A 14579-nucleotide genomic window follows, 5' to 3' on the forward strand; every position below is an offset into this window, starting at 1 on the left:
CCGCGAGGTCGGCACCGAGGGCCAGCTCGGCGGCCAGGCCCGCGTACGCGGCGTCTCGGGGGTCTGGAAGGACCTCACCGACAACGTCAACTCGATGGCCAACAACCTCACCTACCAGGTCCGCAACATCGCCGAGGTCACCACCGCCGTCGCGTCGGGCAACCTCAACCGCAAGATCGACGTGAACGCCCAGGGCGAGATCCTGGCGCTGAAGACGACGATCAACACGATGGTCGACCAGCTCTCCTCCTTCGCCTCCGAGGTCAGCCGGGTCGCCCGCGAGGTCGGCTCCGAGGGCAAGCTCGGCGGCCAGGCCCGCGTCGAGGGCGCCGAGGGCATCTGGCGGGGTCTCACCGAGAACGTCAACGAGCTCGCCGCCCGCCTGACCACGCAGGTGCGCGCCATCGCCGAGGTCACCACCGCCGTCGCCACCGGCGACCTGACCCGTTCCATCACCGTCGACGCCGAGGGCGAGATCGGCGAGCTGAAGGACAACATCAACATGATGGTGGCGGTGCTGCGCGACACCACCACCGCCAACCAGGAGCAGGACTGGCTGAAGTCCAACCTGGCGAGGATCTCGCGCCTCATGCAGGGCCACCGCGACCTGATGGAGGTCGCGAGGCTCATCATGAGCGAGCTGACCCCGCTGGTCTCGGCCCAGTACGGCGCCTTCTACCTCGCCGAACCGGCCGGCGACCACGACCTGCACCTCATCGCCGGGTACGGCGTCCGCCCCGGCAACGGCCCCCGGCAGCGGTTCGCGACCGGGGAGGGCATCGTCGGGCAGGCCGCGCTGGAGGGCCGGGGGATCATCCTCGGCAACGTGCCCGCCCGCTACCTGACCGTCGACACCGGCCTGAGCACCTCCACGCCCGCGCAGATCGTCGTGCTGCCCGTGCTGTTCGAGACCCAGGTGCTCGGCGTGCTGGAGCTGGCCTCGTTCAACGAGTTCAGCGAGGTCCACCACGACTTCCTCAACCAGCTCGTCGAGACCATCGGCGTCACGATGAACACGATCATCGCCAACTCCCGCACCGAGGACCTGCTGACCGAGTCGCAGCGCCTCACCACGGAGCTGCAGGAACGCTCCGACGAGCTCCAGCGCCAGCAGGAGGAGCTGCGCCGCTCCAACGCCGAGCTGGAGGACAAGGCCGCGCTGCTGGCCAAGCAGAACCGGGCCATCGAGATCCAGAACTTCCAGATCGAGCAGGCCCGCCGGACGCTGGAGGAGCGCGCCGAGCAGCTCGCGGTCTCCTCGCGCTACAAGTCCGAGTTCCTCGCCAACATGTCCCACGAGCTGCGCACCCCGCTGAACAGCCTGCTGGTGCTGGCCAAGCTGCTCACCGAGAACGCCGACGGCAACCTCACCGCCCAGCAGGTGGAGTTCGCCCGCACCATCCACGGCGCGGGCTCGGCCCTGCTGCAGCTCATCAACGACATCCTCGACCTGTCCAAGGTCGAGGCCGGGCGGATGGACATCCACCCCCAGCAGATCTCGCTGCCCAAGCTCGTCGACTACTTCGAGTCCACCTTCGCCCCGCTGGCGCAGGACAAGGGCCTGTCGTTCACCGTCGAGGTGGACCCGTCGATCCCGCAGGAGCTGCGCACCGACGAGCAGCGCCTGCAGCAGGTGCTGCGCAACCTTCTCTCCAACGCGATCAAGTTCACCCCCAAGGGCGAGGTGAGGCTGCGCGTGATGCACGCCGGGCGCGCCGTCGCCTTCGTCGACGACACCCTGCGCGGCGCCGACGGCATCCTGGCCTTCGAGGTGGTCGACACCGGCATCGGGATCGCCTCCGACAAGCTTGAGGTCATCTTCGAGGCGTTCCGCCAGGCCGACGGGACCACCAGCCGCAAGTACGGCGGCACCGGCCTGGGGCTGTCGATCTGCCGGGAGATCGCCCGCCTGCTCGGCGGTGAGATCCACGTGGTCAGCCAGCCCGGCGAGGGCAGCACCTTCACCCTCTACCTGCCGCCCTCCTACGGCGGGCCGCTGGCCTCGCGCGACGGCGGGGCCAGCGCCCTGACCTCCTCCCCCCGCGGCCCCGAACTCCTCGCCGTGACCGAGGAGCCCGAGGAGCTGCCGGCGCTGCCGCTCAGCGACGACATGCCGCTGCCGCACTTCCCGCAGGGCGAGGGCAAGCCGTGGAAGGGCGACGACCCGCTGACCGGCGCGAAGATCCTGATCGTGGACGACGACATCCGCAACGTGTTCGCCCTGACCAGCGTGCTGGAACGCTACGGCTCCACGGTGATCTACGCGGAGAACGGCCGCGAGGGCATCGAGCAGCTCGAACGCAACGAGGACGTCGCCCTGGTGCTCATGGACATCATGATGCCGGAGATGGACGGCTGGGCCACCACCTCCGCGATACGCCGGATGCCCCAGTTCGCGGACCTGCCGATCATCGCGCTAACCGCTAAGGTCATGCGAGGCGACCGGGAGAAGAGCATCGCTTCCGGCGCCTCCGACTACGTGCCCAAGCCCGTTGACGTCGACCGCCTGCTCGAACGGCTGCGCGGCTGGCTGACCCGGGGCAAGCCGGCCGGCGACCCGAACGAAGGCGTGTGATCGATGCCGGACAGAGCCAAGATCCTCCTGGTCGACGACCGGGAGGAGAACCTCATCGCGCTCGAGGCCATTCTCAGCTCGCTCGACCTGATACCGGTCCGCGCGAAGTCCGGGGAGGAGGCGCTGAAGGCCCTGCTCGGCACGGAGTTCGCGCTGATCCTGCTGGACGTGCGCATGCCGGGCATGGACGGGTTCGAGACGGCCGCCCACATCAAGCGGCGCGAACGCACCCGCAACATCCCGATCATCTTCCTGACCGTGGTCGACAGCGCTCCCGACTACGCCTTCCGCAGCTACGCGGCGGGCGCGGTGGACTACCTCACCAAGCCCTTCGACCCGTGGGTGCTCAGGGCCAAGGTCGCGGTGTTCGTGGAGCTCTACAACATGAACCGCAGGCTGGCCGAGCAGGCCGCCATGCTCCGCGAGCGCGTCGGCGCCGAGCTGCCCGCCGGTGAGCCGGCCGACCAGGCGGCCGTGCTGCCGGAGCTGTCGCGCCGCCTGGCCGCGGTCGAGGAGGAGCTCGTACGGGTCGTCGAGCTGGTCCGCAAGAACGGCGATCCCGGCCTGGCGGGCCCGGTCGCCGACCTGTCGGGCCGCCTGGACCACCTGCGCGCCGGTTTCGACGCCCTGACCTGACGGGCGCTCCGGCGCCGTGAGGGTCCTCCGGCGGGTGAGGGCCCGGGGGCGGTGCGGGCGCGCGGGCCGCCGGAGGGCACCGAGCGGCGCGGCTCCGGCTCCGCGCGGGCGCGCCAAGGGCGTCTCAGCGCCGGGCGCGCTCCAGGGCGTCCCAGAAGCCGCGGCGCAGCGCGTGGCGGACCTCGTCGTGCAGCAGGAAGTCGATCGGCAGCGACGAGCCCTGGAGCAGGCGTGCCTCCAGGTCGGAGGGCATCCGGGGCTTGCGGGCCAGGACGGCCTCCAGCCACAGGGCGGGCGCGTCCTTGGCGACGGACTCGCCGAAGTCGTGCCCTTCCTTGTGCGCGGCCTGCACCGCGTCGGAGAGGGTCGTCGCCGCGCCCGTGCCGGTGCTCTGCTGCGGCACCGGCGCGGCGTGGGGACCGGTGTAGGCGCCCATCTGCGACGGCTGGTACGCCGGCATGCCGCCGGTGTTGCCCCCCACGTTGCCGCCGGTGTTGCCGCCGACGTTGGTGCCGGTGCCGCCGCCGGCGTTGGTGCCGCCCAGCGAGTACTGCGGGGCGGCCGTGAGCGGTCCGGTACGACCACCCGGGGCGGCGTGGGACGGCGTGGAGGGCGCCGGGGACACCGGGGACACCGACGCCGAGGACGGCGGAGAAGCCGTGGACCCCTGGGGCCCCGGCACCGGGGGCGCCGGAGCGGGCGGGGTGGGCGCGGAGGCCTGGGGGAGCGGCGACTCCTGGGGGTAGGCCTGGTAGGCGGGGGGAGACGGCAGCGCGGGCTGGGCGTGGGCCGCGCGGGACGTCTGGACCGCCGGGACGGGAGTGGTGACCGGGCTGCCGATCGGGGAGCCGTTGCCGCCGCCCGCGCGGGAGCCCGTGGACTGGCCGTTGGTGCCGTGCCGGTGGCCGTTGGCCGCCAGGGCGGGCGTCTCACCGCCGACCAGGCTGACGTGCGGGCGCAGGTGACCGGCGCCGATCTCGATGAGGTCGTCGCACTCCTGGCGCAGCGTCCGGGAGACCGCCCAGTTCCCGTCCGCGCTGATGTGGACCACGGTCACCCGGACGCCGAGGTCCTGCGCGTCGCACACGACCTGCGCCAGGTCCTCGTCACCGCTGACCACGACCGCGTCGCAGACCGCGCCGTTGCGGGCCAGCGTCATCAGGTCCCGGTGGACCTGGGCGTCGACGCCCTCGCGGCGGCCGGGGCGGATGCGCGACAGGCGGAGCTTCAGGCCGGGGATGTCGGCCAGCGTGTCGTGCTCCGGGGTGCGGCGGCCCTCCACGGTCGCCTCGTACCAGTAGCAGCGCAGCAGCGGCAGGCCGGTGCGCTCCCTCGACAGCTTGTTGAGCAGCTGGAGCAACCCCGGATAGTCCCAGGCGACCGACTCGCGGTGACGGGTCCCGTGCACCGCCATCGCGCCGTCGGCCAGCAGGTAGCCGGCGTCCACGAACAGCGCGCAACGATCCACACGACACCGCCCTTCCTACGTGGCCCGATCCTTCGGCTCAGACAGGCCTGAAACGGCCCCTGAGAGTCTGGACAGACGGCCCTTCCTCAGGGTAATCAAGCGGCTGACCCTTGGAGGGTGAATCCCGACGATTCCACCCGCGCTCGACCAAACGTTGGAGTGTTCACCGAAGACCGTACCAGTTCGTCCCGTTCACAGACCGGCTCGATGAGACACGCGCGCCCGCTCCCCGACATCCTGTCATCCGCACCCCGGACTCCGGGAGTGTCGCCCGCGTCAGGGGGTCGTCCGGACGCTCACCGCCGCCACGCCGAACAGCAGGACGTCCTGGCGCGTGCTGAGCTCCAGCACCGGGTCGTGGCCCAGCGGGGCGCGGAAGCGGTCCACGTCCGTGCCGAACGTCGCCCCGCCCCGCGCGCCGGCGGCGGAACCGTCGAACGGGTTGCGCGGGTCGCGCTCCCCTCCGGCGGGCCGCAGCGTCCGGCCGCCGATCCGCACCCGGTCGCCCCGGACGTCCGCGTCGCCCTCCCAGGTCACCAGCGCCATCCTCGCGGCCACGCGGGCGGGCCTCAGCCCGTCGAGCGGCACGCGCACGGAGCGCCGCCCCGCTCCCAGCACGGTCGCGTCGTCCACGACGACGGCCTGGCTGTACGGGCGGCGCGGATCGGCCACGATGACCACCAGGCCCCACCCCGCGTGCCGCGACACCCCCGGCCGCACCGAGGCGTCGGCCACCCAGTACGTCCCGTCGACCCTGTCCAGCAGGCGCGTCACGTCGGCGAACGCCTGGTACCCGCTCCCCACGGGGAGCTCCCTGTGGACCACCTGCTCCGCCCCGACCCGCGTGTACTCCCTCTCCCCGGGGGCCTTGAACCTGACGTGCCCGCCACCGGGCGCGCTCGCCGACCAGTACAGGCCCGCCCAGACCACCTTGCCGCCCGGCGGCAGCACGAGACGGGCGGCGCTCGAGACGCGCGTCGACGGGTCGTCGTCCCGGTCGAGGGGCCGCATCTCCCAGCCGTTGTTGTCACGCCTGCCGCCCCGCCGCGCGCGGGCGCTCTCGCACTCCGGGCGGGAGGAGGAGCAGCTCAGCAGGGTGTTGCCGATCGCGGAGACCGCCACCCGGCCGTCGGTGGCGAACCTGGCCGGGGCGCCCGTCACCCGCACCCCGGTGCGCGCCCCGGCCGTGGTCCGCGTCCCCGGGGCGGAGACCGTGACCGAGGGCGCCGCCCCCGGGGCCGCCTGGTCCGACACCAGGACCCGGAGGAACACCGCCGTGATCCGGCCCCCGGGGAGCGGCCCGCGGACGCACCTGGCCCCCCTGCTCCGGGCCCGGCAGGACCAGCCGTCGACCGTGCCGACGGGTGTCACGGCACCGACGGCCTGCCCCCTGCGGGAGGCGGGCGGCAGGCTCACGCCGCGCGGCAGGACGACGTCGGCGACGACCTCCCCGCTCGGCCCGCCTCCGGCGTTGCGCAGCCGCACCGCCACGATGCCCGCCTTGGACCTGACCAGGGCGCCGAGCACGTCGATCGTGGCCACCAGGTGGGGCGGCGGCGAGCCGGGACTCACCCCGGCGGCCCCGGGCGCCGGGGCACCCGGGACATCCGGGGCGCCTGAGGCGGCCGGGGCGTCCGGGGCACCCGGCCGGGCGGTGACGTCCCCGGGGGGCACCAGCGGCTCGCGGGCGCCGGGGGCCGGCGTGGCGGCTCCGGGCGTGACGGCTCCGGGCGTGCGGGCGGGGCCGGTGCCGGGGATCGGGAAGGCGACGATCGGCTCGGTGGCCGCGCTCGGCGAGGGCGCCGTCCGCCGGCCCGGCGTCAGGACGACGACCGCCGCCACCAGGACCACGACCGCGACGATGACGGTTCCGGCGGCGAGGGCGAGCCGCGTGGAACGTGGCGTCCTGCGCCAGAGACCGGGCAGCCCGCCCCCGTCCGCCGCGCCCGTCCTGGCGAGCGCCGCCAGATAGGCGGGGAAGGCGGGACCGACGATGAGCGGGCCGACGACGGAACGCATGCTCCGGCCGATGCCGGTCGCCTCCGCGAGCACCGCCCGGCAACCGGAGCAGCCGTCGAGGTGCTCGTTCACCACCCTGGCCTGCGCCCGGCCCAGGCTGCCGCGGACGTGGGGGCCCATCCTGGCCAGCACGGGCCTGCACTCGGGTACGTGGGTCTCGGCCAGATGGATGCGCAGGCACGCCTGGCGCATCCCCTCCCTGGCCCGGTAGGCGAGCGCCTCCGTGCCGCCGACCGTCAGCCCCAGCAGGAGCGCGGTGTCCTCGGGCGGGGTCTGTTCGACCTCGGCGTGCCACAGGACGAGCTGCCAGCGTTCGGGCAGCGAACGGAAGGCCCTGGCCACCGGTGAGCGCTCCAGGACCGCCGACGACGGGTCGGCGAGGGGCGCGCCCGGGCCGGGGACCGCCGCCCCCTCACCCGCGGGTTCCGCCCCGTCCCCGGCGGCATCCTCGCCGTCGGCACCGTCCCCCGGGGTCTTCCCGTCACCGCCCGCGGCGCGGTCCCCGGCGGCGCGGCGGAGCGCGGTGAGCAGGTGGATGCGGAACGCCTGCTCCGGGCCGTCTCCCCGGTCGATCACGCGGTGGATCCTGACGAACGTCTCCTCCGCGACGTCCGCGGCCTCGGTCTCGCCCGGCACGAGCAGGCGGGCCAGGGCGTGCGCCGCGGGAGCGTGCCGCCGGTGGAGCGCCCGGTACGCGGCCGGATCCCCGTTCCTGGTGGCGGCCAGCAGCTCGGCATCGCCTTGAGATGTTTTCCCACTCATTGTGACCTCGCCATTACCCATGGTTGCCTGCCGGATGATCCCGCAGTCCGTGGCGGGAGTAAACCCGGATCGCACTTTTGCCCCCGTCGGGCCCGCACCCGGGCCCGTCACGCGTCCTCCCCCGCTCCGCCGCGGGTCCGCCGCGGGTCCGTCGCGGCTCCGTCGCGGGTCCCGCGCCGGACCCCTGTGCCGGGCCCCGCGAGGGGGGTGGGCCCGACCGGGTGGCGCCGGAGCCGCCCTAACCTGTGTGCCATGAGCGATCGCGAGAGCCTGCTGGCGGAGATCAAGGGCAAGGGCGTGGTGCACGGCAAGGTCGTGCTCTCCTCGGGCCGGGAGGCCGACTTCTATGTGGACATGCGCCGGGTGACCCTCGACGGACAGGCCGCGCCGCTGGTGGGCCGGGTCATGCTCGACCTGACCGAGGACCTGGAGTACGAGGCGGTCGGCGGCCTGACGCTGGGCGCCGACCCCGTGGCGACCGCCATGCTGCACGCGGCCGCGGCCCGGGGCAGGACCCTGGACGCGTTCGTGGTCCGCAAGGCGCAGAAGGCCCACGGCATGCAGCGCCGTATCGAGGGCCCGGACGTGGCGGGGCGGCGGGTGCTGGCGGTGGAGGACACCTCCACGACCGGCGGGTCACCGCTGACCGCGGTGGAGGCGCTGCGTGAGGCGGGTGCCGAGGTCGTGGCGGTCGCCACCATCGTGGACCGGGGGGCCGGGGCGGCGATCGCCGAGGCCGGACTGCCGTACCGGACCGCCTACACCCTGGCCGACCTCGGCCTGGACTGACGGATCGGCGTCCCCTCCCGGGCCCGTCCTCGCCGGGGGCACCGGCGGAGGAGACGCGGGCCGGGAAGGGGGCGTGTCAGTCGCGGGCGGCCGTGAACTCCTCGCGCCCCCCGCTCCCGGCGGGAGGGCGAACGGCCCCGTTCACCTGGACGCGCACGGCTGCGGAGTCCGCCAGCACCACGTCGACCTTGGGGTCGAAGGACTGGAACCGCTCGCCGAGGGTCATCTCCCGGTCGAACAGCACGTCGCCCCCGGTGACCTTGAGGAAGACGGTGGGGCAGTTCTCCCGCAGGCACTCGACGAGGACCGTGGGGACCCGTCCGGCGGCGGACGGGGAGGCGAGGGAGGAACGGACGGCCTGGGTGGGCGCCGGGGGCGCCGGGGGCGCCTCCGTGTCGGAGGCGAGGCTGCCGATCAGCGACAGGACGCCGAACGCGATCAGGACGACGAACGCCAGCACCGCGAGTCCGAGAAGGACCAGGCGCGCGATACCCATGGGGTCAGACCTGTGGCGTCCCACATTGTGGAGGTTAGCGGTTCATGAGGAGGTTTCACGACTGACCGGGCGAATCGGCACGACCCGGCGGGCCGGTGACCAACGGGTGGACAGGCCGGTGGGCGACGGCGCCCGGACCGCTACCGTAGACCGGAGGTTCCCGGCGGACGGCCGCACCGGCCGAAGTGGCGGGGTGCGCTGTCCCGCCGTGAACGAACCCGGGATACTGGCCTACGGGCCATGTCCTCATGCCCCGCGCCTGCTGTTCACAGCCGTCTCCAGGGAGATGACACGATGCCTATCGCGACCCCAGAGGTCTACGCCGAGATGCTCGACCGGGCCAAGGCGGGAGGTTTCGCCTACCCGGCCATCAACGTGACCTCTTCACAGACTCTCAACGCCGCGCTCAGAGGGTTCGCCGAGGCCGAGAGCGACGGCATCATCCAGGTGTCCACCGGTGGCGCCGACTTCCTGTCCGGCACCACGGTGAAGAACATGGTGACCGGCTCGGTGGCGCTCGCGGAGTACGCCCGCGTGGTCGCGGCGAACTACCCCGTGACGGTCGCGCTGCACACCGACCACTGCCCCAAGGACAAGCTGGACGGCTTCGTCCGCCCGCTGCTGGACATCTCCCTCGAGCGGGTGGCCAGGGGCGAGGACCCGCTCTTCCAGTCGCACATGTGGGACGGTTCCGCCGTTCCGCTGGACGAGAACCTGGAGATCGCCAAGGAGCTCCTGGAGAAGACCGCCCGCGCGAGGATCGTCCTTGAGGTGGAGATCGGCGTCGTCGGCGGCGAGGAGGACGGCGTCGTCGGCGAGATGAACGACAAGCTCTACACCACCACCGACGACGCCCTGGCGACCGCCGAGGCCCTCGGCCTGGGCGAGCGTGGCCGCTTCATGCTGGCCGCCACCTTCGGCAACGTGCACGGCGTCTACAAGCCGGGCCACGTCAAGCTCCGCCCGAGCGTGCTCAAGGACATCCAGGAGGCGGTCGGCACCAAGTACGGCAAGGACAAGCCGTTCGACCTGGTCTTCCACGGCGGCTCCGGCTCGCTGCTGGAGGAGATCCACGAGGCCATCTCCTACGGCGTGGTGAAGATGAACATCGACACCGACACGCAGTACGCCTTCACCCGCCCGATCGTCGAGCACATGTTCAAGAACTACGACGGCGTGCTCAAGGTCGACGGCGACGTCGGCAACAAGAAGGCCTACGACCCGCGCTCGTACGGCAAGGCCGCCGAGACCGCGATGGCGGCGCGCATCGTCGAGGCCGCGCAGCACCTGAAGTCCGCCGGGACCAAGCTCTCCTGAGGACGCGCCCTCCCGCGCCGCGACCGGGCCGCGAACGTTCCGCGAGCCTGTCGTGGACCTGGCCGTGAACCAAGCCGTGAAACCGTCGCGAACCCGTCGTGAACGGGTCGCGAGCGGGGGACCAGGAGCGGGCTGTGAGATCGGCTCCCGGAAAGTCTCCGGGGGCCGATCTTGGCCTGACGCGGGTACACCAGGTAGGACTGTGGTTATGGAATCGCACGAGAACCTCCTCGCGGGCCCGCCGCCCACCCTCCTTCCCGATCTGCCAGAAGCCCGGGAGGCACTGGAATCCGGCGCCAAGGCATCTGACGTCGCCGCGCGTTTCCCGGCCCATCCGGCCGCCTGGGCGACGCTCGCGGACGAGTACTTCGCGGCCGGGCACGCCGTGACGTCGTACGCGTTCGCCCGCACCGGCTACCACCGCGGGCTGGACCAGCTCCGCAGGGCGGGCTGGAAGGGGCACGGTCCCGTCCCCTGGGAGCACCCGGCCAACCAGGGTTTCCTGCGATGCCTGCACGCGCTGGCCCGTGCCGCCCAGAGCATCGGCGAGAAGGACGAGGCCGAGCGCTGCTTCCAGTTCCTCAAGGACTCCAGCCCCACGGCGTTCGACGAGCTCACCGGTCAGTGAGCCGGCGCCCTCCGGATCCGGCCGGGTCCCGGCCCGGACGTCGGCCCGGACCCGGGCCCCTGGGACCCGGGCCCATCCCCGGCCGGCCCGGGCACGGGACCCCGGCACCGGGCCCGGCCCGAGCCCCGAACCCGCCCTGACCCCGCCCTGACCCTGCCCTGAACTGGCCGGATCCGGGCCCGCTCCACCGCCGGGATCTTCCGCCCCGCCCTCCGGCGAGGAGCGGGAGATCCCCATTTCGGACGCCGTCGGGTATTCTCTCCTCGCAAGAGCCCCTGTCGCGATTGCGCCAGGGGTTTTCGGTTTTGCGGTTGGAGATCACGATGCCGGCTGTGGTTCTCGTTGGTGCCCAGTGGGGCGATGAGGGCAAGGGGAAGGCGACCGACCTGCTCGGTGACCAGGTCGACTACGTCGTCAGATACCAGGGAGGCAACAACGCGGGACACACGGTCGTCATCGGCGACCAGAAGTACGCGCTGCACCTGCTGCCGACGGGGGTGCTCTCCCCGGACGTCGTCCCGGTGATCGGCAACGGCGTCGTCATCGACCCGGGCGTGCTGCTGAGCGAGATCGACGGCCTGGCGGCCCGGGGGGTCTCCGCCGAGCGGTTGCTGATCTCCGCCGACGCGCACCTGATCATGCCCCACCACAAGGCCCTGGACAAGGTCACCGAGCGCTACCTGGGCAAGGCCAAGATCGGCACGACCGGTCGCGGCATCGGTCCCGCGTACGGCGACAAGATCTACCGGATGGGCGTGCGGGTGCAGGACCTGCTGGACCCGGGCATCCTGCAGAAGAAGATCGAGGTCGCGCTGGGCGAGAAGAACCAGATCCTCACCAAGATCTACAATCGCCGGGCGATCGAGCCGGACAAGGTCCTGGAGGAGTACCTCGGCTACGCCGAGCGCCTCACCCCGCACATCGCCGACACCTCTCTGGTCCTCAACAGGGCCCTGGACGAGGGCAAGGTCGTGCTGCTGGAGGGCGGGCAGGGCAACCTGCTCGACATCGACCACGGCACGTACCCGTTCGTCACCTCCTCCTCGCCGACGAGCGGCGGCGCCTGCTCGGGGTCGGGCATCCCGCCGACCCGGCTGACCCGCGTGATCGGCATCCTGAAGGCGTACACCACCCGGGTGGGGTCGGGCCCGTTCCCGACCGAGCTCGACGACGAGATGGGCGAGTGGCTGCGCACCACCGGCGGCGAGTACGGCGTGACCACCGGGCGCAACCGACGCTGCGGCTGGTTCGACGCGGTCATCGCCCGGTACGCCACCCGGATCAACGGCGTCACCGACTACTTCCTCACCAAGCTGGACGTGCTGTCGGGCCTGGAGACGATCCCGGTCTGCGTCGCGTACGAGGTCGACGGGGTGCGCCACGAGGAGATCCCGATGACCCAGACCGACTTCCACCACGCCAGGCCCGTCTACGAGGAGTTCCCCGGCTGGAAGGACGACATCACCGGCGTCCGCAGCTTCGAGGACCTTCCCGCCAACGCGCGGGCGTACGTCAGGGCGCTGGAGGAGATGAGCGGCTCGCGCATCTCGGCCATCGGCGTCGGCCCCGGCCGCACCGAGACGCTCCAGATCCACCCGATGATCTGATTTGGGCCCCCGCGGCTCGCGTCCGGACGGAACGGGGCGCGAGCCGTACCGGGGAATCGGCGCGTGAGCTGGATAAGGTCCCTGTGTGCATGCCGAGATCCACGGTCACCGAGGAGCCCGCGGGCTCCGCCCCGAGAACACGCTGCCCGGTTTCGCCCACGCGCTGGAGGTGGGCGTCGACGCGCTGGAGCTCGACGTCGCGCTGACGGCGGACCGGCGGCCGGTGCTCACGCACGACCTCACCGTCTCCCCCGTGACCAGCGCCGACGTCCGCCCGGCGGTGCACGGCGACCCGCTCTTCCCGTACGTGGGCAGGCCCGTCGGCGAGCTCACCCTGGCGCAGTTGCGCACGCTGGAGTGCGGGGTGCGGGTGCCGCGCACCCCCGAGGACCGCTTCGCCGCGACCCAGGTCCCGGTGCCGAACACCCGGATGCCGACGCTGGGCGCGGTGCTGGCGCTGATGGACGCCTACGGCGCCGACGGGGTACGGGTGCACGTGGAGCTCAAGTCGGACCCGACCAGGCCGCACCTGAGCGCCGATCCGGCCGAGTTCACCGAGCTGGTGGTCGCCGAGCTGGACCGGCACCGCAGGCTGGACCGGTCGGCGATCCTCAGCTTCGACTGGCGGATCCTGCGGATCGCCCGTTCGCTGACCCCGGCGACCCCGCGCTACGCCCTGATCGAGCGCGCCACCATGGCCGACGCCTGGCTGGACGGCCTGCGCCTGGAGGACTTCGACGGCGACGTCGCGGCCGCCGCCGCCGAGGCCGGGGGCACCGTCCTTTCCCCCGAGCACGTGCTGGCCGACCCCGAACTCGCCCGGCGGGCCGAGAAGGCCGAGCTGCCGCTGGCGGTGTGGACCGTCAACGAGCCCGCCAGGGCGGCGGAGCTGCTCGACCTCGGGGTGGCCGCGATCGTCACCGACTACCCCGACCGGATGATCGATCTGTGGTCGGAGCGGGGGATGCGCGTCCCCGCGCCGGTCACCCCGACGCGCTCGATGAGCGCCTGATGACGCGCCGGGCCGGCCCGTAACCGGGTGACCGGGCAGACCGGCCGGGACGCGAGGGGACGGGCAGGGGGCCGGGGCGGCCCCCTCACATCCAGCCGTTGCGGCGGAACCCCCGGTAGAGCAGCGCGCAGGCGATGATCATCACGCCGATGACCAGCGGGTACCCGAAGACGGAGTCGAGCTCGGGCATGTGCTCGAAGTTCATGCCGTAGATGCCGGCGATCATCGTGGGGACGGCCATGATGGCGACCCAGGAGGAGATCTTCCGCATGTCCTCGTTGGCGAGCGCGTTGGAACGGGCGAGCGCGGCCTGCAGCACGGAGTTGCACAGCTCGTTGGAGGACTCGACCTGCTCGCAGGCGCGGGCCAGGTGGTCGACGACGTCGCGGAAGTACTCGCGCATCTCCGACGGGATCATCCGGCGCTGGGCCAGCGTGGACATCGGGGCCTGCAGCGGCATGACGGACCGCTTCATCTCGATCATCTCGCGCTTGAGGTTGTAGATCCGGCCGATGTCGCGGGCGCTGACGTCGGCGAAGACCATGGCCTCGACGTCCTCCAGCTCGGTCTGCATCCGGTCGGCCACGGCGAGGTACCTGTCGACGACGTGGTCGGCGATGGCGTGCAGCACGCCGGTGGGGCCGCGGCCCAGGAGCTTGGGCTTGTCCTCCAGGCGGTCGCGGACCTCGGTGAGCGGGCAGTGCCTGCCGTGCCGCACGGTGACCACGAAGTCGGAGCCGACGAAGACCATGATCTCGCCGGTGCCGATGATCTCGCTGGTGGCGGTCAGCACGTCGTGTTCGAGGTAGGCGACGGTCTTGAGCACCACGAACACCGAGTCGCCGTAGCGTTCGACCTTGGGCCGCTGGTGAGCCTTGACGGCGTCCTCGACGGCGAGCGGGTGCAGGGCGAAGACCTCCGCCAGCCACTCGACCTCGGGGGCGTCGGGCTCGTGCAGACCGACCCAGACGAACGCGTTGCCCTTGGCCGAACCGCTCTCGGCGGCGGCGTTGTGCGCGCGGACGCGTTCCAGGGCGTCGGGGATGCCCAGGGCGTCGATCTTCTTGCCGCCGATGTAGGCCGCGTACTCGACGAGCGAGTCGCTCGGCGGGACGCAGACGCCGGTCATCCGCTCACGGAGCGAGACCGAGGGGGCGTGCGGGGCACGGATCGTGCGGACGTGCTTGATGCGGGGAAAAAGAAGCGAGGAGCGCATGGCGAGCCTTTCCCGCCCGACCCGGCGGGATTCCGCACGCGCGATCTCGCCTCA

General features: G+C 72.4%; 11 protein-coding genes. 7 read left to right on the forward strand and 4 right to left on the reverse strand.

Translation table 11 applies throughout. The features are described from left to right. Together AB0G16_RS16860 and AB0G16_RS16865 are read left to right on the forward strand one after the other, a co-directional pair. A partial coding sequence (locus tag AB0G16_RS16860) for an ATP-binding protein (protein ID WP_362805392.1) occupies positions 1-2575 on the forward strand: 2575 nt, incomplete at its 5' end. A gap of 3 nt (positions 2576-2578) precedes the next feature. After that, a complete protein-coding gene (locus AB0G16_RS16865; protein ID WP_362805394.1) occupies positions 2579-3211 on the forward strand; it encodes a response regulator in 633 nt (210 codons plus the stop codon). Between the two features lie 124 nt (positions 3212-3335). Here AB0G16_RS16865 and AB0G16_RS16870 read toward each other — a convergent pair whose 3' ends face one another. After that, positions 3336-4679 (reverse strand): NYN domain-containing protein, encoded by a 1344-nt coding sequence (locus AB0G16_RS16870; RefSeq protein WP_362805396.1) that lies wholly within the window; start codon positions 4677-4679, stop codon positions 3336-3338. Positions 4680-4955: 276 nt separating this feature from the next. Beyond that, entirely contained in the window at positions 4956-7460 is a 2505-nt protein-coding gene (locus AB0G16_RS16875; protein WP_362805399.1) for a sigma factor, read from the reverse strand. 252 nt (positions 7461-7712) lie between these two features. On the opposite strand from AB0G16_RS16875, the gene pyrE reads away from it, so the two are divergent. Continuing rightward, positions 7713-8249 carry an orotate phosphoribosyltransferase gene (pyrE, locus tag AB0G16_RS16880; protein WP_362805401.1) on the forward strand — a complete coding sequence of 179 codons (537 nt, stop codon included), beginning with the start codon at positions 7713-7715 and terminating at the stop codon, positions 8247-8249. Positions 8250-8325: 76 nt separating this feature from the next. Here the strand turns inward: pyrE and AB0G16_RS16885 are convergent, their stop codons facing one another. Then, positions 8326-8745 (reverse strand): hypothetical protein, encoded by a 420-nt coding sequence (locus AB0G16_RS16885; protein ID WP_362805403.1) that lies wholly within the window; start codon positions 8743-8745, stop codon positions 8326-8328. Between the two features lie 294 nt (positions 8746-9039). Between AB0G16_RS16885 and fbaA the strand changes: the two genes are divergently transcribed. From fbaA to AB0G16_RS16905, 4 genes are all read left to right on the forward strand, one after another. After that, positions 9040-10062: a class II fructose-bisphosphate aldolase gene (gene fbaA, locus AB0G16_RS16890; RefSeq protein WP_362805405.1), complete on the forward strand. Its 1023-nt coding sequence runs from the start codon at positions 9040-9042 to the stop codon at positions 10060-10062. A gap of 208 nt (positions 10063-10270) precedes the next feature. After that, positions 10271-10690, forward strand: coding sequence for a DUF3151 domain-containing protein (locus tag AB0G16_RS16895; protein WP_362805407.1), 420 nt, complete (start codon positions 10271-10273; stop codon positions 10688-10690). A 323-nt stretch (positions 10691-11013) separates the two neighbouring features. Further along, positions 11014-12297, forward strand: coding sequence for an adenylosuccinate synthase (locus AB0G16_RS16900; protein ID WP_362805409.1), 1284 nt, complete (start codon positions 11014-11016; stop codon positions 12295-12297). Between the two features lie 85 nt (positions 12298-12382). Beyond that, complete coding sequence (locus AB0G16_RS16905) at positions 12383-13309, forward strand: glycerophosphodiester phosphodiesterase family protein (protein ID WP_362805411.1); 927 nt, start codon at positions 12383-12385, stop codon at positions 13307-13309. Between the two features lie 85 nt (positions 13310-13394). On the opposite strand, the gene corA is transcribed toward AB0G16_RS16905, so the two are convergent. Then, on the reverse strand, positions 13395-14525 hold the full coding sequence (corA, locus tag AB0G16_RS16910; RefSeq protein ID WP_362805414.1) for a magnesium/cobalt transporter CorA: 1131 nt from the start codon (positions 14523-14525) through the stop codon (positions 13395-13397). Between the last annotated feature and the right edge of the window lie 54 nt (positions 14526-14579).

The sequence above is a fragment of the Streptosporangium sp. NPDC023615 genome (genome assembly GCF_040640155.1).
Classification (GTDB): Bacteria; Actinomycetota; Actinomycetes; order Streptosporangiales; family Streptosporangiaceae; genus Streptosporangium.

What these genes read in the sequence shown, in the direction of transcription:
- corA (WP_362805414.1), bottom strand. Translation starts at nt 14,525, where the DNA reads ATGCGCTCCTCGCTTCTTTTTCCCCGCATCAAGCACGTCCGCACGATC.
- pyrE (WP_362805401.1), top strand. Translation starts at nt 7,713, where the DNA reads ATGAGCGATCGCGAGAGCCTGCTGGCGGAGATCAAGGGCAAGGGCGTG.
- AB0G16_RS16895 (WP_362805407.1), top strand. Translation starts at nt 10,271, where the DNA reads ATGGAATCGCACGAGAACCTCCTCGCGGGCCCGCCGCCCACCCTCCTT.
- AB0G16_RS16875 (WP_362805399.1), bottom strand. Translation starts at nt 7,460, where the DNA reads ATGAGTGGGAAAACATCTCAAGGCGATGCCGAGCTGCTGGCCGCCACC.
- AB0G16_RS16885 (WP_362805403.1), bottom strand. Translation starts at nt 8,745, where the DNA reads ATGGGTATCGCGCGCCTGGTCCTTCTCGGACTCGCGGTGCTGGCGTTC.
- AB0G16_RS16900 (WP_362805409.1), top strand. Translation starts at nt 11,014, where the DNA reads ATGCCGGCTGTGGTTCTCGTTGGTGCCCAGTGGGGCGATGAGGGCAAG.
- AB0G16_RS16865 (WP_362805394.1), top strand. Translation starts at nt 2,579, where the DNA reads ATGCCGGACAGAGCCAAGATCCTCCTGGTCGACGACCGGGAGGAGAAC.
- fbaA (WP_362805405.1), top strand. Translation starts at nt 9,040, where the DNA reads ATGCCTATCGCGACCCCAGAGGTCTACGCCGAGATGCTCGACCGGGCC.